The sequence below is a fragment of the Flavobacterium ustbae genome, from assembly GCF_003946915.1.
Classification (GTDB): domain Bacteria; phylum Bacteroidota; class Bacteroidia; order Flavobacteriales; family Flavobacteriaceae; genus Flavobacterium; species Flavobacterium ustbae.
This window is the reverse complement of sequence record NZ_RPOC01000012.1, coordinates 85,254-111,550: the sequence shown is the minus strand read 5'-3', so window position 1 is coordinate 111,550 and position 26,297 is coordinate 85,254. Positions and strand designations below refer to the sequence as shown.

Genomic DNA, 26,297 nt, shown 5'->3' with positions numbered 1-26,297 from the left:
GCTTTTTTTTTGAAAACCACTTTTAACCTTCGGGTTGGGTGGTTTTTTTGTTGTGTTGAAATTGAAAAATAAATCTTACTTTCGTCGCAACCAATTTCTAATCAAAAGTATTAACAACTACTTTTATCTATTATCCTGTTCAAAACAATTTACTGTTGCATATACTTAAATCAAAATTTACATTAAAAACACTACTAATTCCTTGTCTAATAATATCTTTAACATACGTTTTAATTTCTATATTAATCACAAACTTACCAATAAAAATAGACCAAATAAGATGGATTGATGTTTACATGTCATTTCTATTTCTTTATACGTTGATATTTCTTGTATTTGGTGAACTTAGAAACAAAATAATAAAAATTTCGCTTCATAATAATGAAATTGAAAAGAAGAATTATTTAGGACTTAAACGAAAATATAATTACAAAGATTTTGATGGTTATCAAACTTCTATTTTAACTTCGAAAGGACAAAATTATGAATACCTATATTTCATCAAAGACAACAAAAAAGAAATAAAACTCTCTGAATTTTACCACAAAAATTATTTTGATTTAAAAAATGAAATTTCAATTCATCTAAAATTTTTAGGAGAAGTAAAATCTAGTTTAATTGATGAAACAAAAGAAATTTTTAAATAAGACACATTATTTTCATTCAATATAAGTTAACAATTTCAAAAAAATCGCTTCAGCACTAGCAAACTCAAATAATTTATTAGACCTTTGCACACTTTTTTCCGTGAATACCACAAAAGGCTAAAGTTTTAGAAATGAAGAAGAAAATTGAAATATTAGCGCCTGCTAGAGATTTAATTGGTGGAATGGCCGCTATAAACAGTGGCGCCGATGCAGTATATATTGGTGCGCCACAATTTGGAGCGCGCTCAAATGCCAACAACTCAATCGAAGATGTTGCTGCATTGGTAAAATATGCGCACTTATTTAACGCTCAGGTTTTTGTAGTAATGAATACCATTTTGTACGACAACGAATTAGATACGTGTCGTGCCATGATTTGGGAATTATACGGAATTGGTGTTGATGCCCTGATTATTCAGGACATGGCGATTATGGAAATGGACTTGCCTCCTATCGTTCTTCACGCCAGTACACAAGCCAATAACCGTGATGCGGATAAAATTAAATTCTTAAAAGATGCCGGAATCAAACGTGTGGTTTTAGCACGCGAATTGAACTTGCATCAAATTAAAACAATCTACGACCATGCCGATGTAGAATTAGAATTCTTCGTAACCGGAGCACTTTGTGTTTCTTTCAGCGGAAACTGTTACATGAGTGTGGCAAACGGAGAACGAAGCGCAAACCGTGGTTCTTGTGCTCAAAACTGTCGTTTACCGTACAACTTAATCGACGGAAACGGAGATACTTTAATCAAAAACAGTCACTTGCTTTCTATAAAAGATTTAGATGTTTCAGACCAGATTCCAAATTTGATCGAAGCCGGAATTGTTTCTTTTAAAATCGAAGGCCGTCTTAAAGATGTGGCCTACGTAAAAAATAACGTATCTTATCTTCGTCAGAAATTAGACAGTTATTTAGAAGGAAGCGATAAATACGTTAAAGCTTCTTCTGGAAAATGCACTTATACTTTTGATTCTTCTTTAAGCAGAACTTTCAATCGCGGTTATACCGATTATTTCGTTAACGACAGAGACAAAAGCATTGGTTCTTGGGAAAGTCCAAAATCAAAAGGACAATATATTGGTAAATTAATCCGAACTATCGGAGATGCTTACGAAATCGAAAACGGTGAATTGCTAAACAATGGCGACGGACTTTGTTTCATCAACGAGCAAAACGAAGCCGACGGAATTTATGTAAACAAAGCCGAAAACGGAAAAGTATATCCAAACGTTTTAAAAGAAATCAAAGACGGAACTTTTATTTACCGTAATAATGATATTGCTTTCATTAAAATTGTTGAAAGAGAAGACAGTGCCATCCGTAAAATCGGAACTACTTTATTGTTTACCGAAAACGAAAAAGGATTCGAATTAATAGCCACCGACGAAGACGGAAACGTAAGTACGGTAACTTTAGAACATCCTAAAGAACAGACGAAAACTGGCGAATCTATTGCAGAAAACATCAAAACACAATTGGCAAAAACAGGTTTCACGCCTTACAGCGCTGATGATATTGATGTTGTATTTTCTCAAAACTGGTTTCTTCCTATTTCAAAAATCAACGAAATGCGAAGAAATGTTTTCGATCAGTTGTCAGAAATTCGTTTGGCAAACTATAAACGCGAAGAACATCAATTGGTAAAAACGTCACATCCGTATCCGGAAACTAAACTGGATTTTATGTACAACGTTTCGAACAAAACTGCTCGTAAATTCTACGAACGTCATGGTGTAACCGAAATCGAAAAAGCATTTGAATTACAATGGGATCCAGGAAAATCTCGTGTAATGACCACAAAATATTGTATTAAATACGAATTAAAAAAATGCCCAATCCATCAAAAAGATATCGTAGGCGTTAAAGTAAAAGAGCCGTTGGTTTTAAAACAGGGAGAATTGGAATACAAACTAAAATTCAACTGTAAACCCTGCGAAATGGAAATCTGGGAAAAAGATGCCGAATTTGAGATTGAAGAAGATCATTTTCATTAATATACAAACCGATGCTTTCAAAAGAAGTATCGGTTTTTTATTTTGGGCGTGCCCCTCCGGGTCGGGCTATCCGTTCCAAGTCCTCGCACTTCCTTCGTCAGGCTCCGGGCTTTCCACTGCTATCCCTCACGCGAAACGTAAAAACGAGAAAAAATCATTTTCAAAAGTAAACCTCAATAATATCAATTGCCTCCAGCTTTAGCTGGAGGTTTTCAAAAGATTTCTATTATTCGGCTTTAGCCAAAAAAATGAGTTTGGCTAAAGCCCTGCATTCTACAATTCATTCCTCCAGCTAAAGCTGGAGGCAATTCAAATCAACCTTTAATTATTAAAAATTAAATCTGCCGAATCTGCAAAATCTGTGTGAGAATAATTCTCATTTTATTTATCTTTACTTTTTAAAATCAATTTCAATGGAATCCAAAAACAGCATTACAAAATACTCCATTATTGCAGGATTTTTGGTGTGCTCTATTTTTAGAAAACTTTTTATTGATTTTTCTAATCTAAATTATACCTCTTTACCATTTTTTGAAAATAACCATCGTCCGTTAATTTTCCTTCAACTATTTGATTACCATCTGAGTCGTATTCATAAAAAACCAAACTAGTTTCTCCAACAGTTAAAGTCGTTCGTACAAGTTGTTCGTTTTCATCATACTCATTATCCCACCCCAAATGACTTCCATTTTTGTATTCCATTTCAAATTCCACATAACCATTTGAATTTTTATCTAGTACTAAATAACCCGTAAAAAGTTTTTGACGATATATTACTTTACGACAACCATCATCATCCCATTCACCATATTGTATTTGACTTTGATCAATTCTATTTTTGTGAGGTTGTTTTAAACTCATAGTTTTATAATAAATAATAAAAATAACTATTTTTGTTTACCAAACAATACACTACTCCAAAATGAAAATACTACTCCTAGGTTCAGGCGAATTAGGCAAAGAATTCACTATCGCCGCACAACGAATCGGACAAACCATAATCGCAGTTGACAGTTACGAAAACGCTCCAGCCATGCAGGTTGCACACGGCTTTGAAGTGATTAATATGCTCGACGGCGAAGCTTTAGACCGAATCGTAGCCAAACACAAACCCGACTTTATCGTTCCCGAAATAGAAGCCATTCGCACCGAACGTTTTTACGATTACGAAAAACAAGGCATCACCGTTGTTCCTTCAGCGAAAGCGGCCAATTTTACCATGAATCGTAAAGCAATCCGAGATTTAGCAGCAAAAGAATTAGGTTTAAAAACCGCTAAATATCAATACGCAACATCGGCAGAAGAATTGCAAAAAGCCGTTGCAGAAGTTGGAATTCCGTGTGTCGTAAAACCTTTAATGTCTTCTTCCGGAAAAGGGCAATCGACAATAAAAAGTGAAGAAGATATTTTAAAAGCCTGGGAATATGCCGTGGCAGGTTCACGTGGCGATGTTATCGAAGTAATTGTAGAAGCTTTTGTAGATTTTAATTCAGAAATTACGCTTTTAACCATTACGCAAAATAATAATCCAACGTTGTTCTGCGCGCCAATTGGTCACCGACAAGAACGTGGCGATTATCAGGAAAGCTGGCAGCCGGCTTTGGTTTCAGAAAAAGACTTATACGAAGCTCAGGATATGGCCGAAAAAATTACCGAAGCACTTGGCGGTGCCGGACTTTTTGGTGTTGAATTTTTCCTTGCTGATGATGGCGTTTATTTCTCTGAACTTTCGCCTCGTCCGCACGATACCGGAATGGTAACTTTGGCAGGAACGCAGAATTTCAACGAATTCGAATTGCATTTAAGAGCGATTTTAAGTCTTCCAATTTTCGAAATCACCTTAGAAAAAGCGGGAGCAAGCGCCGTAATTTTAGCTTCGGCAGATTCAACAAACCCAACTTTTACCGGAATCGAAAAAGTTGCCGCTTTACCTAAAACCGATTTCAGAATTTTTGGAAAACCAACTTCAAGACCTTACAGAAGAATGGGCGTTGTTTTAAGTTCTGATTCTTTAGCAACTCCAATTGATGAAATAACTAAACGCGCCAAAGAAACGGCGAAATTAATAATTGTAAATTCTTAATTATGAAAAATATTGTTTTAGCAGCTTTTCTGTTTATTGGAATTGCAGCAAATGCACAAGACAAAAAGAAATTTGACAAACCAACTGTCGTTGAAGCTTCATGTGGGGAATGCCAATTCGGAATGAAAGGCAAAAGCTGTGATTTAGCCGTTCGTATCGACGGAAAAAGTTATTTCGTTGACGGAACATCGATTCACGATCACGGAGATGCTCACGCTGAAAAAGGCTTTTGCAATGCTATCAACAAAGCTTTAGTAACAGGAGAAATAAAAGGAAATCGTTTTAAAGCGACTTCATTCACTTTAATAGACGATAAAAAATAATGGCATTAATTCTTGAAAACATTGCCAAACATGTTTCGCTGACTCCAGAAGAACAGGCACTTTTTTTATCTAAATTAGAAACGAACACTTACAAAGCCAAAACACTTTTACTGAATGCCGGCGAAGTTTGCAAACATTCGTATTTTGTAAATTCTGGCATTTTAAGAAGTTTCAATATCAACGATAATATTGTCGAACATGTGCTTTCTTTTGCCTGCGAGGGCTGGTGGATGAGCGATATGTACAGTTATTTTTCGCAGAAACCAGGACAGCTTTTTATTGAAGTTTTAGAAGAAGCTGAAGTGGTTTCGTTGTCGAAAGAGAATCAAGAGCAATTGTATTTGGAGATTCCAAAACTAGAGCGTTTTTTCAGAATTTTGATTGAAAATTCATTGGTTGCCAATCAGCAAAGATTAATGGACAATTTGAGTTTACCCGCAGAAGAACGCTTCGAAAAATTCAGCAAAAAATACGGGACTTTAATTCATAAAGTTCCTCAAAAACAAATCGCTTCTTTCATTGGCGTAACACCAGAATTTTTCAGCAAAATGAAAGCACGATTATTGAAGAAATAGTTCTTTTAGCCACAGATTTCACAGATTAAAAGGATTAAAATAACTTTAAAAAGTTACCACAAATTACACAAATTCACACAAATTAATTTGATTTAAAAATGAATAAAAAATTTGTGCGAATTTGTGTAATTTGTGGTAAAAAAAATCATTTTTAATCTGTGAAATCTGTGGCAAAAAAATAAAAAAAACACGGTTAGAAAACCGTGTTTTATGAATTAAAATTGCTCAACCTCTGTAGAATGTTCCATTGCCGTTATGGTAGATTTTCCTATCATAACCGTATTTTGAACAGCGTCGAAATAAGAAGTTCCCACAAAAGCCTGATGTTTTACAGCTCTGAATCCGTTTTTCTGTAAAGCGAATTCTCTTTCCTGTAATTCAGAATAGCCTGCCATACCGCGTTCTTTGTATGCTTTAGATAATTCGAACATACTCGTATTTAAAGCATGAAATCCGGCCAAAGTAATGAATTGGAAAGCATACCCCATTGCAGCTAAATCTTCTCTAAACGTTTCCATTTCGGCAACAGATAATTTTGCAGCCCAGTTGAAAGAAGGCGAACAATTGTAAGCCAGCATTTTATCTGGAAATTCTTTTTTCATCGCTTTTGCAAATTTTCTCGCGTAATCTAAATCCGGATTACTCGTTTCCATCCAAATTAAATCAGCGTATGGAGCGTAACTTAGTCCGCGGGCAATTCCCTGTTCGATTCCGTTTTTCACATAGAAGAAACCTTCTGCCGTTTTTTCACCAGTTATAAATTTTCGGTCTCTCGGGTCGGCATCGCTGGTTAATAAATTTGCAGCGTCTGCATCGGTTCTGGCAACAATTAATGTCGGAACTCCCATAACATCTGATGCTAATCTTGCCGCAATCAGTTTATTAATAGCTTCCTGAGTGGGAACTAAAACTTTTCCGCCTAAGTGTCCGCACTTTTTAGCAGAACTTAATTGATCTTCAAAATGAACTCCAGACGCTCCGGCTTCAATCATCGATTTCATTAATTCGAAAGCATTTAGGTTTCCTCCAAAACCCGCTTCGGCATCTGCCACAATTGGAACCAAATAATCTTTTTTATCTTCAATTTTATTTACGGTCTGAATCTGATCAGCGCGCAATAAAGCATTATTAATTTTCTTCACCACCATCGGAACGCTGTTTACCGGATATAGCGATTGATCCGGATACATTTCTCCTGCCATGTTTGCGTCGGCTGCAACCTGCCATCCACTCAAATAAATCGCTTCCAATCCGGCATCAACTTCCTGAATCGCCTGATTTCCGGTTAAAGCGCCCAACCCGGCAACATAATCCTGACTTTTTAACTTTCTCCATAATTTCTGCGCCCCCATTTTGGCAATAGAGTGCTCAATTTGATACGAACCCTGAAGCGTTACTACTTCTGCAGCGGTATAAGGACGTTCAACGCCTTTCCATCTAGGGTTGGTAATCCAATCGTTAATTAATTCCTGAATTCTGTCTTCTGTTGTTTTCATAAATGTTATAGTTAAGAGTGGTTAGTAATAGTGTTCAGTTCTCAGTTTTTTAGTGTTCAGTTTTAAACTGAGAGAAAATCTGCGAAAATCTATTTATTCTCATTTTAATCTGCTTGATCTGCTAAATCTGCGTGAAAAAATTTTCGCCCGCAGATTTTGCAGATTAAGCGGATTTTTTAGATTTATAATTTCGATATATTCGAAAAATCTATAAATATTTGTAGCACGGAATCGTTAAGAAATCCACAAAATCAGGATTTACAACTAAGCGTTCCAAAACTTTTTCTGCTAATGGAAATTGCTGTTCTTCGTGTTTTTCGTCTCCCAATTCGGTTTTGATTTTTTTGAATTCATCTAAAGCCAATTCGTGATAATAGGCCAAATCTAATTTTCGCCCATTATCCAAAACCACTTTGTTTTGAAGCCACTGCCACAATTGCGATCTTGAGATTTCTGCGGTTGCAGCATCTTCCATTAAATTATGAAGCGCCGCTGCACCTTGTCCGTTTAGCCATGAAGCCAAATAGAGAACACCAACGTTTATGTTTTTTCGAACACCGTTTTCTGTAATTAATCCAATTGGTGGTTCAATCAAATCTTCTTCTGTAATTTTTCTATGTTCTCTTTTAATATGAATCTGATTTGGCGTTGGCATTCCCGCATCAAAAATTTCTTTGGCAATCAAAACCAAATCCGGATGCGCCACCCAGGTTCCGTCGTGGCCGTTTCGCACTTCGCGCTCTTTATCGGCTCTTACTTTCGCGAAAGCGATGGCATTGGCTTCTTCATTATTTTTAATCGGAATTTGTGCTGCCATTCCGCCAATTGCATGAATTCCTCTTTTGTGACATCTTTGAATAACCAAATTCGAATACGCATTCATAAAAGGCGAAGTCATAGTTACCTGATCGCGGTCTGGAACAATAAATTTTGGATTTTTTCTAAATTTTTTAATGTAAGAGAAAATATAATCCCAACGTCCGCAGTTCAAGCCAACGATATGTTCTTTTAATTCATAAATGATTTCGTCCAATTGGAAACTTGCCGTAATGGTTTCAATTAAAACCGTCACTTTTATTGTTCCTCTTTTTAGTTTAAGATAATCTTCTGTAAAGTCAATTACAGAATTCCACCAACGCGCCTCCAGATAATGTTCTAATTTCGGAATGTAGAAATAAGGCCCAGAATTATTCTCAAGCAATCTTTTGTGATTATGGAAAACGTACAAACCAAAATCTATCAAAGATCCCGAAGCTTCATTTCCTTCAATCAAAATATGTTTTTCTGGAAGATGTAAACCTCGCGGACGAACAATCAAAACAGCTGTTTTCTCTTTTAAATGATACGATTTCTGTTTTACCAAATCGGTATAAGTAATGGTTTTATTAACCGCGTCGATTAAATTCACTTGTCCATCCATTAAGTTTTTCCAAGTTGGCGAAGTGCTGTCTTCAAAATCGGCCATAAAAGTTTTGGCTCCCGAGTTCAAAGCATTGATAATCATTTTTCGATCAACTGGTCCTGTAATTTCTACCCGACGATCCAGTAAATCTTTCGGAATTTCTCCAGCCGTCCAATTGCCTTCTCTGACACTTTTCGTTTCAGGAATAAAAGTCGGCATGACTCCGTTATCAAAAGCAGTTTGTTTTTGTTCACGCTGTAACAATAACAATTTTCGCTGTGAATCGAATTTTTTGTGCAATTCGATAATAAAAGCAGTTGCTTCTTCTGTCCATATTTTTGGATAAGCAAGCTTTTTGTCGGCCAGAATTTCTAAAGCCATTTCAGTAATCTCTAATTGGTTTTTCATAGCTGCAGATTTTAATTTTAATTGATTAAAAAATTATTTTCTTCAATCATTTTTTATTATATCGAAATCATCAAATCATAACTCATTCATAATTAATAAGTTTTAACAATACAATGTTATAAAAAAGTTTTTTACAAAACAAGCGAACGTTCGCTAAATTTAAAAAATATTTTTTTGGCGATTATTTTTAGAATGTTTACATTTGATTTATGGATATCGAAAAAGACTATATAAAGCTGATTTTTGGGCTAAAACTAAAGCAGGTTCGTACGCAAAAAAACCTTTCGCTTTTTGGCTTAGCCAAACTGACTAATTTGTCAAAATCATACTTAAACGAGATTGAAAAGGGAAAAAAATATCCCAAAACAGATAAAATTTTGCTTTTATGCGAACATATGGACGTTTCTTACGACCAAATGGTGTCTTTAAAATTGGATAATAATCTTGCTCCGATTGGTGAAATCCTGAAATCGGGAATTTTAAAAGAAATTCCGCTCGAGCTTTTCGGAATTCAGGAAGCCGATTTAATTGATATTATTGCCAATGCTCCTGCAAAAGTCAATGCGTTTATTAGTACCATAATTGAAATTGCACAGCATTATAACCTCAGTCGAGAAAGTTTTTTTCTGGCTGCTTTGCGTTCGTATCAGGAAGCACACAGTAATTATTTTGAAGATCTTGAAGAAAAGGTCATTGCTTTTTCGAAGTCTTTTCAAATCAATTTAGATTCTAGAATTAGTATAGAAGAATTAGAAGCGATCCTTAAAGAAGAATACGATTATAAAATTGAAGAAATTGCTTTTATTGATCAGGAAGCTTTGGGTGATTTACGTTCTATTTACGTTCCGAAAAGTAAAACTTTATTACTTTCTACAGAATTGGATATTCCGCAGAAAGCTTTTATTTTAGCCAAAGAAATCGCTTATAATTATCTCAAAATATCTGATCGTTTATTGACTTTTAGCTGGATTAAGTTTGAAAATTTCGATCAGGTTTTGCATAATTTTTATGCTTCTTATTTTGCTGGAGCTTTACTTTTGCCGAGAAAATTAGTGGTAGATAAAATCAATCTTTTCTTGGAAAATGAAAACACGAAACCAGAAGAATTTGTTGCTTTAATTGAGAGTTTTCAGGTTTCACCAGAATCATTTTACCAGAGATTGACGAATTTATTGCCGAAAGATTTTCAGCTGAAAAACCTTTTCTTTCTGAGATTATCACATAGAATTGGTTCTGATTTCTATCAGATAAATAAAGAATTACACATTACGCATCAACAAGAACCGCACGCCAACGAAACCAACGAGCATTATTGCCGAAGATGGGTTTCGGTTAAAACGATTGACGAAGCGATTAGACAAAATAAACCTCATTTTTTTGACGCTCAGATTTCGAGTTATGCAAACAGCGGAAACGAATATTTGGTTTTTTCATCGGCTACAAAAGATCCTTTTACTGAAAATTATATCAGAAGTATATCGGTTGGAATTTTAATTAATCCAACGATGAAAAAGAAGTTCAAATTTATTGATGGAAAACCCTTGGTAAAACGAATTGTAGGTGTAACTTGCGAAACCTGCGCCGTTGAAAATTGCTTAGAAAGAGCTGCACCGCCAATTATTTTGGAAAAAAAGAAACGCCATGAGAACACAGATGCTGTTGTTCAGCAGTTTATTAATCAATACAGCTAGAATCTTATGAAATATTTTGCGTTACTATTTGCACTGTTTTTCATCAATTTCAAACAGAAAACAGATAAACTTATCGGCCGTTATAGTTATTTAATTGAAGACAATAATTCCTATATTCAGAAAGACAAAATCACTTTTAAGGATAGTGTTTTCGTTTTTGACAACAAGTATATGCCTAAAGGAAAGATTTCTTATGGAAATGCAATATTGTTGGAAAACTTTATAAATACTAGCTTAGTGATAACTATTCCAAAAAATCAAATCGAAAAAGATACTATTGAGTTTTACATGCATGACAAAAATAGTTCTTCAGCGAATTATCTTGACGAAGTGACTGGGAAAGGGAGATTGATTAAGATAAAATAGTTGGTTTTAGAAATTCACTCAATCATGTCATCCTGACGAAGGAAGGATCACACACGAAATTCTACAAAGAATGGCGATTCACTTCATAGAGCTACTATTGTGATCCTTCCTTCGTCAGGATGACAAACTGAACGGTTAGCTTTGTCTATTATTACTTCTGAAAACAAAAACTTCTAAATTAGCCCCGATAGAAGTGGAAATCCTTTTGTGATGGTGTTCGGCACAAAAGATTGAAACGGATAGCGGGACTAGACTTCTTTTGAAAAATAAAATTTCTGCTTCAAAAAAAAATAATTAGATAATTTGGAAATGTGCCAATTAGATAATTTACCCAATCGCGAAAATTACACAGAGAACAACTTAGAAACTTAGAAGCTCAGAACCTTAGAAGCTTTTTCTTAACCTAGATTAAGTGCTTTTACTTTACCACGGTGGTATCTTTGTACTATAAAAATAACAAAACGACAAAGTCATGGAAAATATAGTAGTACATAAAGCAGAATCAAGAGGAAATGCAAATCACGGATGGTTAAATGCTTATCATAGTTTTAGTTTTGCAAGCTGGTACAATCCTGATAAAATTCAGTTTGGAGCTTTGAGAGTTTTAAACGATGATACGATTGCTGCCGGAATGGGTTTTGGAACGCATCCTCACGATAATATGGAAATTATCACCATTCCGCTTGAAGGAGATTTGGCTCACAAAGACAGCATGGGAAATACCGAAGTGATCAAAAACGGAGATATTCAGGTAATGAGTGCCGGAACCGGAATTCAGCATAGTGAATTTAATCCAAATGAAGATCAGCAGACTAAATTATTGCAGATTTGGCTGTTTCCAAATAAAAGAAATGTTACACCCCGTTACCAGCAGATTACTTTAAATGTTGCCGACAGACACAATAAATTGTCTCAGGTTTTATCTCCAAATGCAGACGACGAAGGAGTTTGGATTCACCAGGATGCCTGGTTTAATATGGGAAATTTCGATTCCGGAGTTTCTGCTGAATATAAAATCAAAAAAGAAGGAAACGGAGTCTATGCTTTCATCTTAAAAGGAAATGTAACTATCAACGGTCAGGAATTGAACTCTCGTGATGCCGTTGGAATTTCAGGAACTGATACTTTAAATATTCAAGCCAATACAGATGCTGAGTTTTTATTAATGGACGTTCCTATGAATTATTAATTCAAACAAAAACAATTAAATACCTGTAGCTTGAAACGATAATAAATCTGTAAATCAGATTATTATCGTTTCTTTTTTTATTCCATTTCAAAAAAGAAAGACTAACTTTATAAATGGTCTTGTTTGCCACAGATTAAAAGAATTATTATGATTTTTATTAATTGGAAGAAAAAAAAATCCTTTTAATCTGTGGAATCTGTGGCTTACAAAATAAATCCCATTTCTCATTTCTTAATCTAGGTTAAGTGCTTTAGGGCAACTGTCACCGTAACTTTGTCCTATCAAAATGAAACAAATTAATTATTAAAAAAATAAAATTATGGCAACTACAAAATGGTCTATTGACCCAACTCACTCAGAAATTGGTTTTAAAGTAAAACATATGATGTTTACTAATGTTTCAGGAAAATTTGGAACTTATGATGCTTCTGCAATTACAGAAGGAGAAAGTTTTGACAATGCAGATTTCAGTTTTTCTGCTGATATCGCTTCTGTTGACACTGCAAATGCAGATCGTGACGGGCATTTAAGAAGCGGTGATTTCTTTGACGCTGAGAATCATCCAAAATTAACTTTCAAATCTTCTGCTTTCAAAAAAATCAATGAAGGAAGCTACGAAATTACTGGAGATTTAAACATTAAAGGTGTTTCTAAAACCGTAAAATTCCCAGTTGAATTCAGCGGAATCATGACTGATCCTTGGGGAAATACTAAAGTAGGTTTAAGCATAGAAGGAAAAATCAATCGTAAAGATTGGGGACTAAATTGGAACTCTGCTCTTGAAACTGGAGGAGTTTTAGTTGGTGAAGAAGTAAAATTAAATATCGAATTACAGTTCGTAAAACAAGCTTAATCTTTTGGTTTTAGATTAAAAATTGGTTGGTTAAAAGCCCTGTACAATAGTGCAGGGCTTTTTTTTATAGCCACGAATTCACGAATTATTTTTTTATTTCACGCAGATTTAAAGGATTTAAGCTGATTTGCGCAGATTTATTTTTAATCTGCACGAATCTGTGAAATCTGCGTAAAAATAATAGCCAAAGATTAGCAAAAGAATTCGTGAATTCGTGGCGAAAAAAAATCATCTAACAGTATTTCTAAATTCTGTGGGAGACATTCCAGTTTGTTTTTTGAAGAAGCGGGAGAAATACGAGTAATCTTCGTAGCCGACTTTAAAAGCGACTTCGTTTACGGCTAATTGTTTGTCGATCAACATTCTTTTGATTTCTAGAATAACTCGATCTATTATTACTTCTGTTGCTGTTTTTTGGAGGATTTCGTTGCAGATTCTGTTCAAGTGTTTTAAAGTTATGTTTAGTTTTTCCGCATAAAAAGAAGGCAATTTTTCGGTTCTAAAGTATTCTTCCAAAAGCGATTCGAAAGTATTGATTTTGATATTGTACGAATGTGTTTGATGCGAATACGTATCGCTGTATTTTCGGGAAACTTCAATGTGAATGCAGTCTAATAAATTCAGCAATTTATCTAATTGATATTTACTGTTTTGAATATTTTCCTGAATCAATAAATCAAAATACGGAAGAATTTTTGGAATTTCATTTTCTTCAAAAACCATTTCTGGTCGGTTATGAATGGAATGATAAAAATTATAATTGTTGATTTTTTTTTGCCCGAAATACAAATTGTACAGTTCCTGCGAAAAGATGATTACGAAACCTTCTATGTCTTCAGATAAATTCCAATGATGCATTTGTCCTGGCTGCAACACAAAAAGACTTCCTCTTTTAATTTCAAACTGATCAAAATCGACTTCGTGCAATCCCGAACCTTTAGTAAAAAAAACCATTAAATAGGAATCATGACGGTGTGGTTCTTCGACAAAACTGTGGCTTTTTAAATGTTCTTTAAAAGTATTGACATAAAAATCACGGTGAATGTCGTTACAGCTGAAATTTTGTACACTGTAAACGGGATATCTTTTCATACACAAAAAATTTTTATTGATTTCTGATTACAGAATACTATTGATCGATTTGGAATTTGGAATTTAGATTTTGAAAATTTAGTCAAAAATGTCTTTTTTGTGCTATAATAAGCGAAGATATAAAAAAGACTTTTAAGTCATTACAAATTACCTTTGTATAAACAAAAATCAACAAAGTCATGTCAAGCGCATTAACTCATATTTTAAAAAACGAATGTCCTGTTTGTCACAAAGGAAAAGTTTTTACAGACAAAAATATTTTTCTGAATTTCAGTTTTCCAAAAATGAACGAATACTGCAGTCATTGCCATTATAAATTCCAAAAAGAGCCTGGTTATTTCTTTGGCGCCATGTACGTAAACTATGGTTTAACTGTAGCTCAGGGTATTGCAACGTATTGTATTGCGCAGTATTTCTTCGAAACTAACTTCGATTTAAGAATCCTTCCGATCATTGCAGTTGTTATTACTTTACTTACTCCTTTTAATCTCCGATTTTCAAGATTAGCATGGATTTACATGTTTAAGGGTTATACAAGTTAAAAAAATAGTACTTTTGCCTTCCAATTGAAACTAATTTTCAATTTTAAAAAAAAATAAAAAATTAAATTAGACAAATGAAAGCATACGTATTTCCGGGTCAGGGTGCACAGTTCACAGGAATGGGTAAAGACCTTTATGAAAATTCGGCTTTAGCCAAAGAATTATTCGAAAAAGCCAATGAAATATTAGGTTTTAGAATTACAGATATTATGTTCGAAGGTACTGCCGAAGAACTAAAAGAAACTAAAGTTACTCAGCCGGCTGTTTTTTTACATTCAGTTATTTTGGCTAAAACTTTAGAAGATTTCAAACCGGAAATGGTTGCAGGTCACTCATTAGGAGAATTTTCAGCTTTAGTAGCAAACGGAGCTTTATCTTTTGAAGACGGATTAAAATTGGTTTCTCAACGTGCTCAAGCAATGCAAAAAGCTTGCGAAATCACTCCATCTACAATGGCTGCTGTTTTAGGCTTAGCAGATAATATTGTTGAAGAAGTTTGTGCTTCTATCGATGGTGTTGTAGTGGCTGCAAACTATAACTGCCCAGGTCAATTGGTAATTTCTGGAGAAACTACTGCTGTTGAAAAAGCTTGTGAAGCTATGAAAGCTGCCGGAGCAAAACGTGCTTTAATTTTACCTGTTGGAGGTGCTTTCCACTCACCAATGATGGAACCTGCAAGAGAAGAATTGGCTGCTGCAATTGAAGCAACTACTTTCTCTACTCCAATTTGTCCAGTGTATCAAAATGTTACTGCAAATGCGGTTTCTGATGCAAATGAAATCAAAAAGAACTTAATCATTCAATTAACGGCTCCTGTAAAATGGACGCAATCTGTTCAGCAAATGATCGCTGACGGCGCAACTTTATTTACTGAAGTGGGTCCTGGAAAAGTTTTAGCTGGATTGATTAACAAAATTGATAAAGAAGCGGCTACTGCTAATGCTTAATTTTTAAAGTGGTCAGTGGTCAGTTTTTTAGTGATCAGTTAAAATATAAATTTAAAATCCCGAATTCATTAAATTTTGAATTCGGGATTTTAAATTTTAAAGCTCTTTAGCTTCAATAGAATTATTATTTATAATTGCTGTTATCAAATAATTTTGTTCTCGCTTTTCAAAAAATATATACCAAGTAGTCCTTGAACTAGTTTTGTAAAAGATATAATTTGAACCTAAATATCTAATAGGTTTTGGAGTTTCTTTATGCAGCATTTTTTTTAATCTATCAGGAATTGCTGCATAAATATCAGACACATAATTTTCTGCAGAATCTATAAATCCGAAATATTCTTTTTTATATAATGTAATAACCAAATCATCTAAAGAACGAATAACATGCGGTGTATAAATAATTTCTATTTCCCCCACCACTCTCTTATTCTTCTTATTGATTCAGCCTTGGCTTGTTCTGGAGTCAATCCTTTGGCAAACTCTGCATCAAAATCAAAAGTCTCGTGATCTATTCCTTTAAATTTTGGCTTTATTGTTTGGTATTCAACTTCAGGCTCTTCAACCTTATTATTTTTCTCGTTTTCTTTCTTTGCATCCATAATCACTTTCTTAATTCGTCAAATTTACAATAAAAAGGTCGAATCAAAATTTATTAGAGAGATTTTTCTTTCTTTTTGTAGTTAATAATAAAAACGCCTAAAATAATCAGAATTGTTGCAATTATAAACTCAACCGTTATCCTTTCATTCAAAAGTAGCCAGCCTAAGAATACCGCAATAATCGTGTTGATATAAGCTAAAATAGAAACTTGTACTGGAGTAACACGTTTCAACGCATAATTGTAACTAAAAAAAGCAATTACAGATCCGAAAATTGATAGATACAAAGCTGCACCTATACTCGTCAAACTCCATGAACTGACATCTGGATTTGGAGAAAAAATAGATGCCAAAACCAATTGAATACAAGACGCTATCGTAAATTGATAAAATAAATTAAGGATAATGTTATTCGATTTACTTCCGTGAATTTTAGTGTAAATCGTTCCAGATGCCCACGCCAAGATTGCAAAGCCCATGAATATCATTCCGGTTCTGTAATCAGCATCTAAAAATGATCCGAGTCCGTCTTTGAATATTAATACGACTCCAGAGAATCCAATAACTACACCTATAAATCCTTTGAGGCTCATTTTTTGCAATCCGAACAAAATACTTCCTAGAAAAATAAGTATCGGAGCCAAGGCGCTAATAACAGACGCTAATCCGCTTGGCAAAGTCTGTTCTGCAATTGTGGTAAAACCATTCGCAATAACAAGCATGCAAACCGATGCAACCAACTGATGTTTTAAATTTTCCCAACCAATCCATTTTAATTCTTTTTTAAACAGCAAAATAACCATCATAATTATTCCTGCCAATCCTTGACGAATTGATGTTACAAACCATGGCGGAATAGTTTCGACCGCAACTCTGATTCCTAAGAAAGTGGTTCCCCAGATAATTCCAACGGCCATTAAGGCTAATATTAATTTATAATCTAAACTTTGTTTCATGATAATCAGTCATCTAAAAAAAATCCCAAACTATACTGCTATAATTTGGGATCTTAAAATTTTATAATTTCAATTCAGTGAATTATTTATTCCTCACTTTTTGTTCCCATTTCCAAGCGCTCGCCATAGCTTCATCTAAACTTAGTTCAGCCTTCCATCCTAGCACATTATTCGCCTTATCTGTATTTGCATACGCTTCGGTAATATCTCCTTCACGACGTGGCATCATTTTGTATGGCAGCTTTTTATCACTGACTTTTTCAAAGCTGTGAATGACCTCTAAGACAGAGCTTCCTTTTCCTGTTCCTAGATTGAAAGTTTCCACTTTTGCTAAATTCTTTTTATTCAACAAACGCTGTAACGCAATTACGTGCGCTTTTGCTAAATCAACAACGTGAATATAATCGCGAACTGCAGTTCCGTCTGGAGTTGGGTAATCGTTTCCAAAAACCGATAATTCCTGACGTAAACCTACTCCGGTCTGTGTAATAAACGGAACCAAATTCTGAGGAACTCCTAATGGTAATTCTCCAATTTCTACTGATTCGTGCGCTCCAACTGGATTAAAATAACGCAATAAAATAGCACTGATATTAGTTACCTTAGCAGTATCTGTAATGATTTCTTCTCCAATTTGTTTCGTATTTCCGTAAGGAGACATTGCGGTTTGAACAGGAGCATCTTCTGTAATTGGCATTTTTTCGGCTTGACCGTAAACTGTACAAGAAGAGCTGAAAATAAAACTTGCTTCTGGTTTTTGCTGTAATTCCTGTAAAAGGTAAATTAAACTGCTAATGTTGTTTTCATAGTACAACAATGGCTGCTCAACACTTTCCCCAACTGCTTTTGAAGCTGCAAAATGAATTACACCTGTAACATCATCGTGTTTTTTAAAGAAATCCCGAACAGCACTTTTTTCTCTTAAATCTAATTTTTCGAATAAAGGCGTTTTACCTGTAATCGCTGTAATCCCTTTTAAAACCTCTTCTGAAGAATTGGAAAGGTTATCAATAATCACCACTTCATAGCCTTCATTTTGCAATTCGACTACAGTGTGAGATCCGATAAATCCTAATCCTCCCGTTACTAATACTTTCATTTTGTGGTTGTTTGTGTTATCTTTTTCGGCTAATAAATAAGTCTCTTATTTTAAAAATTCTATTACACTGTCTGTAATAAATTTAATCTGCTCGTCATCCAATTCTGTGTGCATTGGAAGCGCAATTACCTCTTGTACTAACTGATTTGTTACAGGAAATTGCTCTTCTTTATAACGAGGATCTAAATACGCTTTTTGAGAATGAAGCGGAATTGGATAATAAATCGCACATGGAATTCCTTTATCTAATAAATGTTGCATTAAAGCGTTACGATCTGCATCGATAATTCTTAAAACATATTGATGAAAAACGTGATCATTTTCGTTTGAATCAAATTCCGGAGTTATAATTTTTGCGTTTCCAGCAAAAGCAGCATTGTATTTTGTTGCTGCCAAACGGCGCGCTTTATTGTATTCATCTAATAAAGGCAATTTTGCATTTAGAACCCCTGCCTGAATACTGTCTAAGCGAGAATTTACTCCCACAACATCGTGATGGTAACGCTCGTACATTCCGTGATTTACAATTCCGCGAATGATGTGCGCTAGTTTATCATCGTTAGTAAAAATTGCTCCACCGTCTCCATAACATCCTAAGTTTTTAGATGGAAAGAAAGAAGTCGCTGCAACATGACCGATTGTTCCAACTTTAGCTTTTGAACCCGATTTAGAAATATAATCTGCTCCAATTGCCTGAGCATTGTCTTCAATTACATATAAGTTGTACTGAGCCGCAATTTCCATAATCGCATCCATATTGGCTGCGCGTCCAAATAAATGAACTGGAACAATCGCTTTTGTTTTTGGCGTGATTGCTTTTTTTAGCGCATCGATATCAATGTTCATATTTACCATATCAACATCGACCAAAACTGGTGTTAATTGCAATAAAGCAATAACCTCAACAGTTGCTGCAAACGTAAAATCTGCAGTAATTATTTCGTCTCCTGGCTGAAGACCCAATCCCATCATGGCAATCTGCAAAGCATCCGTTCCGTTTGCGCAGGGAATAACGTGTTTTGCTCCTAAATAATCTTCAAGATTTTTTTGAAACTGATGCACTAAAGGTCCGTTAATATAAGTATTGGTATCTAAAACTTCCTGAATTGAAGCATCTACAGTAGATTTTATTTTTTCGTATTGACTCTTTAAGTCAACCATTTGTATTTTTTTCATTTTTGAATAGTATTAAAATTAAAGACCTCCATTATGGGAAGAAATCTCTAAAAGGAGGAACAAAAATAGTTATTTAATACCTTCAAACAATGAAAATAGTCGAAAGAAACGTAATTTAGCCACAAAAATTTATACATGCTTTTTTTATACAATTTAGCCATTCACATCGCAGGATTTTTCTTAAGAATCATCGCCTTATTTAGTCCGAAAATTAAGCTTTTTGTTGAAGGCCGAAAAAATGTTTTCAATACACTAGAGGAAAAAATAAAACCTGAAGACAAAACCATTTGGTTTCATTCTGCATCCTTGGGCGAATACGAGCAAGGGCTTCCTGTTATCGAAAAAATCAAAGAAAAATATCCTTCGCACAAAATTATTGTTTCCTTTTTTTCGCCGTCTGGATACGAAGTGCGTAAAAATAACACAGTTGCAGACGTTACTGTTTACCTTCCTTTGGACACTAAAAGTAATGCAAAAAAATTCATTAAGATAGTTCATCCTGAAAAAGCATTTTTTATTAAATATGAATTTTGGCTGAATTACTTAAAAGAGCTTGAAAACCAAAAACTTCCAACTTATTTAATTTCTGGAATTTTCAGAGACAAACAAACGTTCTTTAAATGGTATGGTGGATTTTATAGAAAAGCTTTGAATGCTTTTACCTATTTCTTTGTTCAGAACGAAAAATCGAAACAAAAAATAGAAAGTCTTGGTTTTAAAAATGTAATTGTTTCGGGCGATACACGTTTTGATCGTGTAAATGCCATTTTAGAAAGAGACAATCGTCTGGATTATATTGAAAATTTCAAAAACAATCAGCCTACAATTGTTATCGGAAGTTCATGGCCAAAAGATGAAGTTTTAATCGCAGAATACATCAATCAGGCACCCGAAAATGTAAAATTCATTATCGCTCCGCACAACATTAAAGCAGATCAGATTTCAAATCTTAAATCACTCATTACAAAATCAACAATTTTATTTTCAGAAAAAGAAAATAAAGATCTATCCTACTACAATGTTTTTATAATTGACACAATTGGAATCCTTACCAAAATTTATAGTTACGGAACAATCGCTTATGTAGGCGGCGGATTTGGAAACCCTGGAATACACAACATTCTAGAGCCGGCAACATTTGGAATTCCGATTGTAATTGGCCCTAATTATTCCAATTTTGCAGAAGCAATTGCTTTAGTTGAAATCGGAGGATGCATTCCAATAACAACAAGCAAAGAATTAAAGGATATTCTTGACAGACTATTAAATGACAAAAACTTTTTAGAAGAAAAAAGCAAAATTTGCAGATCATTTATTCAAGATAATAAAGGCGCAACTGAGACAATTATAAAACTCGTTTCATGACTCTGAAAGCTCACAAGAAGGATTTAATTCAAAATAAGAATAAAAATACAGCGGTATTTTTCAGAAAGCATCTGCATAAATACTCTTAAAAAACATAACAAACCACAAGTTAGAGAATTAAAACCGACTGTTTTTATAAAGAATATTTAATAAAAATTTATTTACGCAACAAATTAAATAATTTAAGATTTTTTTATAAATTTGGCATATTCTTTGATAAATAAGATAATCGTGAGTAAGGAAAATATTTTAAAAAAAAAGTGAAAAAATATTTTACATATTAAAAAATTTATATCTTTGCCACGAATTAATAATTAACCTTTTATAATAAAGTAAGATGAAAAAAGTATTTTTAAGTTTAGCTGTTGTTGCTGTTTTAACTGTTGTATCTTGTAAAAAAGCTGACGCTGCTGCTGAAGCTCCTGCTGTAGATTCTACTGCTGTTGCTGTTGATTCAGCTGCTGCTGTTGTTGACTCTGCTGCTACAACTGTTGATTCTGCTGCTGCTAAAGTTGATTCTGCTGCTGCTAAAGTAGAAGAAGTAAAAAAATAATTAGAACCTAAGTTCTAACGATTTTAAAACCATCTTTTAGATGGTTTTTTTTGTGGTTAACTTTTTTAAAATCACTATCAAGCACAAAAAAAGCGCCTGCAATTTGCAGACGCTTTTTTTTATTATCATTCAGCTGCCTCTTCCTCTTCTTCCAACTCTTCATCCCCAAAAATAGATTCACTCGAAGAAAAATCTAAAATTTCCGATCTAGAAGAATAGGTCACAATTTCCTTTATTCCTTTCTGCAAAAGCAATTCTGTACTGTATTTACGACTTGTTGCAAAATGAACTTCACCAAGCATCAATTTAAAAAAATACTTCCCCCCAGAACCTTTAAATTTCAAAAACTTAGCCTGATCAATATTTGCTTTAAATTTCTCAATATCTTCCTCACACTCAAACCTCAACTCATAACTAAGGCTCGTAAAAATTACTTTCCCTCTTCTCGAAGTAAACGTAAATTTATATTCATCATTAAATCGTTTGCTAATTACAAAAGCACCCATTGAGAAATTTTAGATTTTAGATTGTTGATTTTTTTTTAAGATACTAAGCTTCTAAGTCACTAAACTCTAATTCTTCGCAATACCAAAACCCTCAAATTCCAAAATCTTAGAACCTCAGAATCTTAGCGCCTCAGAACCTTAAGCACAGCCTAGAAACAAAAAAGCCTCTTCAAAAGAAGAGGCTTTAGTACTCAGAGCGGGACTTGAACCCGCACGAACATTGCTGTTCACTGGATTTTAAGTCCAGCGTGTCTACCAATTTCACCATCCGAGCATTGTATGGTTTTTGAGCGAAAAACGGGGCTCGAACCCGCGACCTCGACCTTGGCAAGGTCGCGCTCTACCAACTGAGCTATTTTCGCATTTTCAAATTTTACTAAGAACTGCAACACTTGATTTGTTTCGTATTGCGAGTGCAAATTTAGGACATTTATTCAATTACACAAGCGTTTTTTCAAAAAAAAATCGACTTATTTTATAACTTTCTGATAACCTAAACTTTAAATTTAAAAATTATTTTTTAACCAACATTCTTTTGATCTCGTTCAGTTTCATTAATGCTTCTACTGGAGTAATTGCATTAATATCGAGATTCAGAATTTCCTCCTTTATCTCTTCCAACAATGGATCATCCAGATTAAAGAAACTCATCTGCATTTCTTCATTTGCCGATTTTATTCCGTTTAGCGCCTCGCTCGAATGATTCTTTTCTAATTTCTTTAAAAGCTTTTGCGCTTTCGAAATAACCAATTGTGGCATTCCAGCCATTTTAGCTACGTGAATTCCGAAACTGTGCGCACTTCCTCCTTTTACCAGCTTTCTAACAAACAGAACGGTATCTTTTAGCTCTTTTACCGCCACATTGAAATTCTGAATTCTCGGCATCGATTCTGTCATCTCATTCAGCTCATGATAATGCGTTGCAAAAAGCGTTTTAGCTCTTCCCGGATGTTCGTGTAAGAATTCAGCAATTGCCCAAGCAATCGAGATTCCGTCGTAGGTACTAGTCCCTCTTCCGATCTCGTCTAACAATACCAAACTTCTATCTGAAATATTATTCAAAATAGAAGCCGTTTCGTTCATTTCGACCATAAAAGTAGATTCTCCCATCGAAATGTTATCTGAAGCACCAACTCTGGTAAAAATCTTATCTACAATTCCCATTCTAACACTATCAGCAGGAACAAAACTTCCCATTTGAGCCAAAAGGACAATCAAGGCTGTTTGCCTTAAAATTGCCGACTTACCCGACATGTTAGGTCCGGTAATCATGATAATTTGCTGTGTTTCGCGATCTAAGAAAACATCGTTTGCAATATATGGCGTTCCAACTGGCAATTGTTTTTCGATTACAGGATGACGACCATTTTTAATATCTAATTCGAAAGTATCATCGATTTCTGGACATACATATTGGTTTTCGACAGCCATTTGTGTAAACGAACACAAACAATCCAGCTGCGCAATTAAATAAGCATTCATTTGAACTGGCTTGATATAAGTTCCAATCCAAGCCACTAATTGCTCAAAAAGTTCGGTTTCTATTTTATAAATCTTTTCTTCGGCACCTAGAATTTTAGTTTCGTATTCTTTTAATTCTTCAGTAATATAACGCTCTGCATTTACCAAAGTCTGTTTACGAATCCACTCTTCTGGAACTTTATCCTTATGCGTGTTTCGAACTTCGATATAATATCCAAAAACATTATTAAAGGAAATTTTCAATGAAGAAATACCAGTTCTTTCCGATTCTCTCTTTTCTATTCCTTCTAAAAATTCTTTTCCAGAAGTCGATATCGCACGCAATTCGTCCAATTCTTCATTAATACCTTTTGCAATAGCATTTCCTTTAGAAATTGCAACTGGCGCATCTTGATTTAAAGTCGTTTTAATTTTTTCGCGAAGCAAATCACAAGCATGCAAACTATCCCCAATTACTTTTACCGCTTCTTGCGGACTTTCGAGCGCAAGGGTTTTGATCGGAATAATGGCGTCTAGAGATTCCTTCAGATAAACAATTTCTCTTGGCGAAACTTTACCTGCAGCAATTTTAGAAATCAAACGTTCTAAATCTGAAATCTGTTTAATCTGATATTGAATATTATGCAGAATTTCAGGATTCGATTTTAAGTACGCCACAACTTCATGTCGGCTTTTTACTTTATTGGCATCTTTTAAAGGTAATGCCAACCATCGCTTCAATAAACGTCCTCCCATTGGAGAAAGCGTTTTATCGATCACATCCAAAAGCGTCACTGCGTTTGGATTGTAACTATGATACAATTCTAAATTTCGAATGGTAAAACGATCCATCCAAACGTATGCGTCTTCTGCAATACGCTGAATTGCTGTAATATGCTGTACGCGATTATGTTGTGTTTCTGACAAATAATATAAAATTGCTCCAGAAGCAATAATTCCTTCTTTCAATTCCTCAACACCAAAACCTTTTAAAGAATTTGTTTGAAAATGCTTTGTTAATATTTCTAAAGCATAATCTTCTTTATAAATCCAATCTTCTAGATAAAAACTGTGAAAATCTTCTCCAAAAGCAGCTTTAAACTCATTTTTATTATTCTTAGGAACCAAAACCTCACTCGGATTAAAGTTCTGCAATAATTTATCGATGTATTCTGCAGTTCCTTGAGCGGTTAAAAATTCTCCTGTAGAAACATCTAAAAAGGAAATTCCGATATTTTTATTAGCAAAATAAACAGAGGCCAAAAAGTTATTTGATTTTGACTGTAAAACCTCATCATTTAAAGAAACCCCCGGAGTTACAAGTTCTGTCACTCCTCTCTTTACGATCGTTTTAGTCATTTTCGGATCTTCCAGCTGATCGCAAATCGCTACACGAAGTCCTGCTTTTACCAATTTTGGCAAATAAGTATTTACGGAATGATGCGGAAATCCAGCTAATGCCGTTTCGGTATCAGACCCAGCTCCTCTTTTAGTTAAAGTAATTCCTAAAATCTTAGAAGCTCTAATGGCGTCTTCTCCAAAGGTTTCATAAAAATCTCCTACTCTGAAAAGCAGACACGCATCAGGATATTTACTCTTGATTTCATTGTACTGTTTCATTAAAGGTGTTTCTTTCACCACTTTCTCTTTAGCTGCCAAATTGTAATGTTTTAAATGAAAAAAATAAGACAGCGAATTTATGATTTTTTAACGGCATATCGAAAGCTTCAAAAATTAAAATATTTTAAGATTTTTTTAGTTCCTGATTTAAGAATTTTATATAGCTTTGTTTATCATTTAAAAAAGACCCTTAAAGATGAAAAAAATAATCTTATTTGCTATGTTAGCTGTTGCTGGTATCACGGCTACTAACGCACAAACAACTAAAAAAGCTAAAACAGCTAAAGTTGCAAAAGTGGAAGGAGCTGGAATGGCTTTTGAAACTGAAACTATTGACTACGGAACTATCGCTCACAACGCAGACGGAAAACGTGAATTTGTTTTTGTTAACAACGGAACAAAACCATTAATCATTACTAACACTACAGGATCTTGCGGATGTACTGTTCCAACTACGCCTAAAGAACCAATTGCTCCAGGAGCTAAAGGTATTATTGGGGTAAAATATGCTACGGACAGAGTTGGTGCTTTTACAAAAACGGTAACAGTAACTTCTAACGCAGAAGGACAACCAACAAAAATCCTTACTATTAAAGGTACGGTTTTACCAGATCCAGTAAAAAGCTAATCTGAGAAAGATTTAAAATAATCAAAAAGCTTCCTTATCTTTGGAAGCTTTTTTTATGACTTGAATTTAATACAATGAGAAAACTCGAAAACAGCGAACTAGATCGTAAATCAATTGAAGATTTTAAAAAATCGGAGAAAACCCCTTTAATATTAGTTTTAGACGATATTAGAAGTCTGCATAATATTGGTTCTGTTTTTAGAACTGCTGATGCGTTTTTGATTGAAAAAATAATTTTATGCGGTATTACTGCAACACCTCCAAACAAAGAAATTCATAAAACTGCTCTTGGAGCGACCGAAACTGTGGCTTGGGAACATCACGAAAATGTTTTGGAAGTTATCGAAAACCTAAAGAAGGAAAATGTTCTAACGATGGCAATAGAACAAGTTGAAAGTTCTGTTTTTCTTCAAGACTTTAAAATCGAAAAAGACCAAAAATATGCTCTAGTTTTTGGAAATGAAGTTTATGGTGTCTCACAAGAAGCCGTTGCTATTTGCGATGGATGTATTGAAATTCCGCAACTTGGAACTAAGCATTCCCTTAATATCTCTGTAAGCGCTGGAATTGTAGTTTGGGATTTGTTTCAAAAACTAAACTGGCCAAATAACAATTAAAGCCTTTTTCTGCCAAAAAAATGTGATTTTAAAATATTTTTACAACTTAATTTGTTAGAAATATAAATATATTTTTTTATTATTATAAAATTGATACTTT

General features: G+C 34.3%; 26 protein-coding genes and 2 tRNA genes. 15 read left to right on the top strand and 13 right to left on the bottom strand.

Annotation, left to right across the window (positions count from 1 at the left end; all coding sequences use genetic code 11):
- Positions 1-155: 155 nt before the first annotated feature.
- On the top strand, positions 156-647 hold the full coding sequence (locus EG814_RS15340) for a hypothetical protein (protein WP_125722776.1): 492 nt from the start codon (positions 156-158) through the stop codon (positions 645-647).
- Between the two features lie 131 nt (positions 648-778).
- Positions 779-2,647 carry a peptidase U32 family protein gene (locus tag EG814_RS15335; RefSeq protein WP_125722775.1) on the top strand — a complete coding sequence of 623 codons (1,869 nt, stop codon included), beginning with the start codon at positions 779-781 and terminating at the stop codon, positions 2,645-2,647.
- 501 nt (positions 2,648-3,148) lie between these two features.
- On the opposite strand, the gene EG814_RS15330 is transcribed toward EG814_RS15335, so the two are convergent.
- Positions 3,149-3,508, bottom strand: coding sequence for a hypothetical protein (locus tag EG814_RS15330; RefSeq protein WP_125722774.1), 360 nt, complete (start codon positions 3,506-3,508; stop codon positions 3,149-3,151).
- 61 nt (positions 3,509-3,569) lie between these two features.
- On the opposite strand from EG814_RS15330, the gene purT reads away from it, so the two are divergent.
- From purT to EG814_RS15315, 3 genes are read left to right on the top strand one after another with little or no spacing between them, the layout of a single operon-like run.
- Complete coding sequence (purT, locus tag EG814_RS15325; RefSeq protein WP_125722773.1) at positions 3,570-4,730, top strand: formate-dependent phosphoribosylglycinamide formyltransferase; 1,161 nt, start codon at positions 3,570-3,572, stop codon at positions 4,728-4,730.
- Between the two features lie 2 nt (positions 4,731-4,732).
- Positions 4,733-5,053, top strand: coding sequence for a DUF6370 family protein (locus EG814_RS15320; protein ID WP_125722772.1), 321 nt, complete (start codon positions 4,733-4,735; stop codon positions 5,051-5,053).
- Positions 5,053-5,628 carry a Crp/Fnr family transcriptional regulator gene (locus tag EG814_RS15315; RefSeq protein WP_125722771.1) on the top strand — a complete coding sequence of 192 codons (576 nt, stop codon included), beginning with the start codon at positions 5,053-5,055 and terminating at the stop codon, positions 5,626-5,628. The genes EG814_RS15320 and EG814_RS15315 overlap by 1 nt, the downstream gene beginning before the upstream one ends.
- A gap of 215 nt (positions 5,629-5,843) precedes the next feature.
- Here the strand turns inward: EG814_RS15315 and aceA are convergent, their stop codons facing one another.
- Positions 5,844-7,124: an isocitrate lyase gene (gene aceA, locus EG814_RS15310; protein ID WP_125722770.1), complete on the bottom strand. Its 1,281-nt coding sequence runs from the start codon at positions 7,122-7,124 to the stop codon at positions 5,844-5,846.
- 208 nt (positions 7,125-7,332) lie between these two features.
- On the bottom strand, positions 7,333-8,934 hold the full coding sequence (aceB, locus tag EG814_RS15305; protein WP_125722769.1) for a malate synthase A: 1,602 nt from the start codon (positions 8,932-8,934) through the stop codon (positions 7,333-7,335).
- Between the two features lie 209 nt (positions 8,935-9,143).
- Here aceB and EG814_RS15300 point away from each other — a divergent pair, with 209 nt between their 5' ends.
- From EG814_RS15300 to EG814_RS15285, 4 genes are all read left to right on the top strand, one after another.
- A complete protein-coding gene (locus EG814_RS15300; RefSeq protein ID WP_125722768.1) occupies positions 9,144-10,625 on the top strand; it encodes a helix-turn-helix domain-containing protein in 1,482 nt (493 codons plus the stop codon).
- A 6-nt stretch (positions 10,626-10,631) separates the two neighbouring features.
- Positions 10,632-10,991: a hypothetical protein gene (locus EG814_RS15295; protein WP_125722767.1), complete on the top strand. Its 360-nt coding sequence runs from the start codon at positions 10,632-10,634 to the stop codon at positions 10,989-10,991.
- A gap of 472 nt (positions 10,992-11,463) precedes the next feature.
- Positions 11,464-12,180 carry a pirin family protein gene (locus EG814_RS15290; RefSeq protein ID WP_125722766.1) on the top strand — a complete coding sequence of 239 codons (717 nt, stop codon included), beginning with the start codon at positions 11,464-11,466 and terminating at the stop codon, positions 12,178-12,180.
- Between the two features lie 319 nt (positions 12,181-12,499).
- Complete coding sequence (locus tag EG814_RS15285) at positions 12,500-13,033, top strand: YceI family protein (RefSeq protein ID WP_125722765.1); 534 nt, start codon at positions 12,500-12,502, stop codon at positions 13,031-13,033.
- A 228-nt stretch (positions 13,034-13,261) separates the two neighbouring features.
- On the opposite strand, the gene EG814_RS15280 is transcribed toward EG814_RS15285, so the two are convergent.
- The gene (locus EG814_RS15280; RefSeq protein WP_125722764.1) at positions 13,262-14,125 is read right to left on the bottom strand and encodes a helix-turn-helix domain-containing protein; all 864 of its coding nucleotides are present in this window, start codon (positions 14,123-14,125) and stop codon (positions 13,262-13,264) included.
- 179 nt (positions 14,126-14,304) lie between these two features.
- Between EG814_RS15280 and EG814_RS15275 the strand changes: the two genes are divergently transcribed.
- The gene (locus EG814_RS15275) at positions 14,305-14,667 is read left to right on the top strand and encodes a DUF983 domain-containing protein (RefSeq protein WP_091492477.1); all 363 of its coding nucleotides are present in this window, start codon (positions 14,305-14,307) and stop codon (positions 14,665-14,667) included.
- 74 nt (positions 14,668-14,741) lie between these two features.
- Positions 14,742-15,614, top strand: coding sequence for an ACP S-malonyltransferase (gene fabD / locus EG814_RS15270; RefSeq protein WP_125722763.1), 873 nt, complete (start codon positions 14,742-14,744; stop codon positions 15,612-15,614).
- A 96-nt stretch (positions 15,615-15,710) separates the two neighbouring features.
- Here the strand turns inward: fabD and EG814_RS15265 are convergent, their stop codons facing one another.
- The 5 genes from EG814_RS15265 to EG814_RS15245 all read right to left on the bottom strand — a co-directional run bounded on the left by EG814_RS15265 (position 15,711) and on the right by EG814_RS15245 (position 19,447).
- A complete protein-coding gene (locus EG814_RS15265; protein ID WP_125722762.1) occupies positions 15,711-16,034 on the bottom strand; it encodes a hypothetical protein in 324 nt (107 codons plus the stop codon).
- Positions 16,022-16,216, bottom strand: coding sequence for a hypothetical protein (locus EG814_RS15260; RefSeq protein WP_125722761.1), 195 nt, complete (start codon positions 16,214-16,216; stop codon positions 16,022-16,024). The genes EG814_RS15265 and EG814_RS15260 overlap by 13 nt, the downstream gene beginning before the upstream one ends.
- A gap of 53 nt (positions 16,217-16,269) precedes the next feature.
- Entirely contained in the window at positions 16,270-17,172 is a 903-nt protein-coding gene (locus tag EG814_RS15255) for a DMT family transporter (RefSeq protein WP_125722760.1), read from the bottom strand.
- 82 nt (positions 17,173-17,254) lie between these two features.
- Positions 17,255-18,271 (bottom strand): UDP-glucose 4-epimerase GalE, encoded by a 1,017-nt coding sequence (galE, locus tag EG814_RS15250; protein WP_125722759.1) that lies wholly within the window; start codon positions 18,269-18,271, stop codon positions 17,255-17,257.
- 45 nt (positions 18,272-18,316) lie between these two features.
- Positions 18,317-19,447 carry a DegT/DnrJ/EryC1/StrS family aminotransferase gene (locus EG814_RS15245; protein WP_125722758.1) on the bottom strand — a complete coding sequence of 377 codons (1,131 nt, stop codon included), beginning with the start codon at positions 19,445-19,447 and terminating at the stop codon, positions 18,317-18,319.
- Between the two features lie 135 nt (positions 19,448-19,582).
- Between EG814_RS15245 and EG814_RS15240 the strand changes: the two genes are divergently transcribed.
- Together EG814_RS15240 and EG814_RS15235 are read left to right on the top strand one after the other, a co-directional pair.
- Positions 19,583-20,812 (top strand): 3-deoxy-D-manno-octulosonic acid transferase, encoded by a 1,230-nt coding sequence (locus EG814_RS15240; RefSeq protein ID WP_125722757.1) that lies wholly within the window; start codon positions 19,583-19,585, stop codon positions 20,810-20,812.
- A gap of 337 nt (positions 20,813-21,149) precedes the next feature.
- Positions 21,150-21,365: a PG1828 family lipoprotein gene (locus EG814_RS15235; protein ID WP_125722756.1), complete on the top strand. Its 216-nt coding sequence runs from the start codon at positions 21,150-21,152 to the stop codon at positions 21,363-21,365.
- A 125-nt stretch (positions 21,366-21,490) separates the two neighbouring features.
- Here the strand turns inward: EG814_RS15235 and EG814_RS15230 are convergent, their stop codons facing one another.
- The 4 genes from EG814_RS15230 to mutS form a co-directional block, all read right to left on the bottom strand.
- The gene (locus EG814_RS15230) at positions 21,491-21,871 is read right to left on the bottom strand and encodes a DUF1508 domain-containing protein (RefSeq protein ID WP_125722755.1); all 381 of its coding nucleotides are present in this window, start codon (positions 21,869-21,871) and stop codon (positions 21,491-21,493) included.
- Between the two features lie 188 nt (positions 21,872-22,059).
- A tRNA-Leu gene (locus EG814_RS15225) sits at positions 22,060-22,145 on the bottom strand.
- Between the two features lie 15 nt (positions 22,146-22,160).
- Positions 22,161-22,233, bottom strand: a tRNA-Gly gene (locus EG814_RS15220).
- 151 nt (positions 22,234-22,384) lie between these two features.
- Positions 22,385-24,991: a DNA mismatch repair protein MutS gene (mutS, locus tag EG814_RS15215; protein WP_164515332.1), complete on the bottom strand. Its 2,607-nt coding sequence runs from the start codon at positions 24,989-24,991 to the stop codon at positions 22,385-22,387.
- A gap of 157 nt (positions 24,992-25,148) precedes the next feature.
- Between mutS and EG814_RS15210 the strand changes: the two genes are divergently transcribed.
- Together EG814_RS15210 and EG814_RS15205 are read left to right on the top strand one after the other, a co-directional pair.
- Positions 25,149-25,580, top strand: a complete 432-nt coding sequence (locus EG814_RS15210; protein WP_125722754.1) for a DUF1573 domain-containing protein — start codon at positions 25,149-25,151, stop codon at positions 25,578-25,580.
- 74 nt (positions 25,581-25,654) lie between these two features.
- Entirely contained in the window at positions 25,655-26,197 is a 543-nt protein-coding gene (locus EG814_RS15205; RefSeq protein WP_125722753.1) for an RNA methyltransferase, read from the top strand.
- The last annotated feature ends 100 nt before the right edge of the window (positions 26,198-26,297 follow it).

What these genes read in the sequence shown, in the direction of transcription:
- aceA (WP_125722770.1), bottom strand. Translation starts at nt 7,124, where the DNA reads ATGAAAACAACAGAAGACAGAATTCAGGAATTAATTAACGATTGGATT.
- EG814_RS15205 (WP_125722753.1), top strand. Translation starts at nt 25,655, where the DNA reads ATGAGAAAACTCGAAAACAGCGAACTAGATCGTAAATCAATTGAAGAT.
- fabD (WP_125722763.1), top strand. Translation starts at nt 14,742, where the DNA reads ATGAAAGCATACGTATTTCCGGGTCAGGGTGCACAGTTCACAGGAATG.
- EG814_RS15300 (WP_125722768.1), top strand. Translation starts at nt 9,144, where the DNA reads ATGGATATCGAAAAAGACTATATAAAGCTGATTTTTGGGCTAAAACTA.
- EG814_RS15290 (WP_125722766.1), top strand. Translation starts at nt 11,464, where the DNA reads ATGGAAAATATAGTAGTACATAAAGCAGAATCAAGAGGAAATGCAAAT.
- EG814_RS15230 (WP_125722755.1), bottom strand. Translation starts at nt 21,871, where the DNA reads ATGGGTGCTTTTGTAATTAGCAAACGATTTAATGATGAATATAAATTT.
- EG814_RS15280 (WP_125722764.1), bottom strand. Translation starts at nt 14,125, where the DNA reads ATGAAAAGATATCCCGTTTACAGTGTACAAAATTTCAGCTGTAACGAC.
- EG814_RS15330 (WP_125722774.1), bottom strand. Translation starts at nt 3,508, where the DNA reads ATGAGTTTAAAACAACCTCACAAAAATAGAATTGATCAAAGTCAAATA.
- EG814_RS15245 (WP_125722758.1), bottom strand. Translation starts at nt 19,447, where the DNA reads ATGAAAAAAATACAAATGGTTGACTTAAAGAGTCAATACGAAAAAATA.
- purT (WP_125722773.1), top strand. Translation starts at nt 3,570, where the DNA reads ATGAAAATACTACTCCTAGGTTCAGGCGAATTAGGCAAAGAATTCACT.
- EG814_RS15210 (WP_125722754.1), top strand. Translation starts at nt 25,149, where the DNA reads ATGAAAAAAATAATCTTATTTGCTATGTTAGCTGTTGCTGGTATCACG.
- EG814_RS15275 (WP_091492477.1), top strand. Translation starts at nt 14,305, where the DNA reads ATGTCAAGCGCATTAACTCATATTTTAAAAAACGAATGTCCTGTTTGT.
- EG814_RS15255 (WP_125722760.1), bottom strand. Translation starts at nt 17,172, where the DNA reads ATGAAACAAAGTTTAGATTATAAATTAATATTAGCCTTAATGGCCGTT.
- EG814_RS15320 (WP_125722772.1), top strand. Translation starts at nt 4,733, where the DNA reads ATGAAAAATATTGTTTTAGCAGCTTTTCTGTTTATTGGAATTGCAGCA.
- EG814_RS15315 (WP_125722771.1), top strand. Translation starts at nt 5,053, where the DNA reads ATGGCATTAATTCTTGAAAACATTGCCAAACATGTTTCGCTGACTCCA.
- EG814_RS15240 (WP_125722757.1), top strand. Translation starts at nt 19,583, where the DNA reads ATGCTTTTTTTATACAATTTAGCCATTCACATCGCAGGATTTTTCTTA.
- EG814_RS15260 (WP_125722761.1), bottom strand. Translation starts at nt 16,216, where the DNA reads ATGGATGCAAAGAAAGAAAACGAGAAAAATAATAAGGTTGAAGAGCCT.
- EG814_RS15295 (WP_125722767.1), top strand. Translation starts at nt 10,632, where the DNA reads ATGAAATATTTTGCGTTACTATTTGCACTGTTTTTCATCAATTTCAAA.
- EG814_RS15235 (WP_125722756.1), top strand. Translation starts at nt 21,150, where the DNA reads ATGAAAAAAGTATTTTTAAGTTTAGCTGTTGTTGCTGTTTTAACTGTT.
- aceB (WP_125722769.1), bottom strand. Translation starts at nt 8,934, where the DNA reads ATGAAAAACCAATTAGAGATTACTGAAATGGCTTTAGAAATTCTGGCC.
- EG814_RS15285 (WP_125722765.1), top strand. Translation starts at nt 12,500, where the DNA reads ATGGCAACTACAAAATGGTCTATTGACCCAACTCACTCAGAAATTGGT.
- EG814_RS15335 (WP_125722775.1), top strand. Translation starts at nt 779, where the DNA reads ATGAAGAAGAAAATTGAAATATTAGCGCCTGCTAGAGATTTAATTGGT.
- galE (WP_125722759.1), bottom strand. Translation starts at nt 18,271, where the DNA reads ATGAAAGTATTAGTAACGGGAGGATTAGGATTTATCGGATCTCACACT.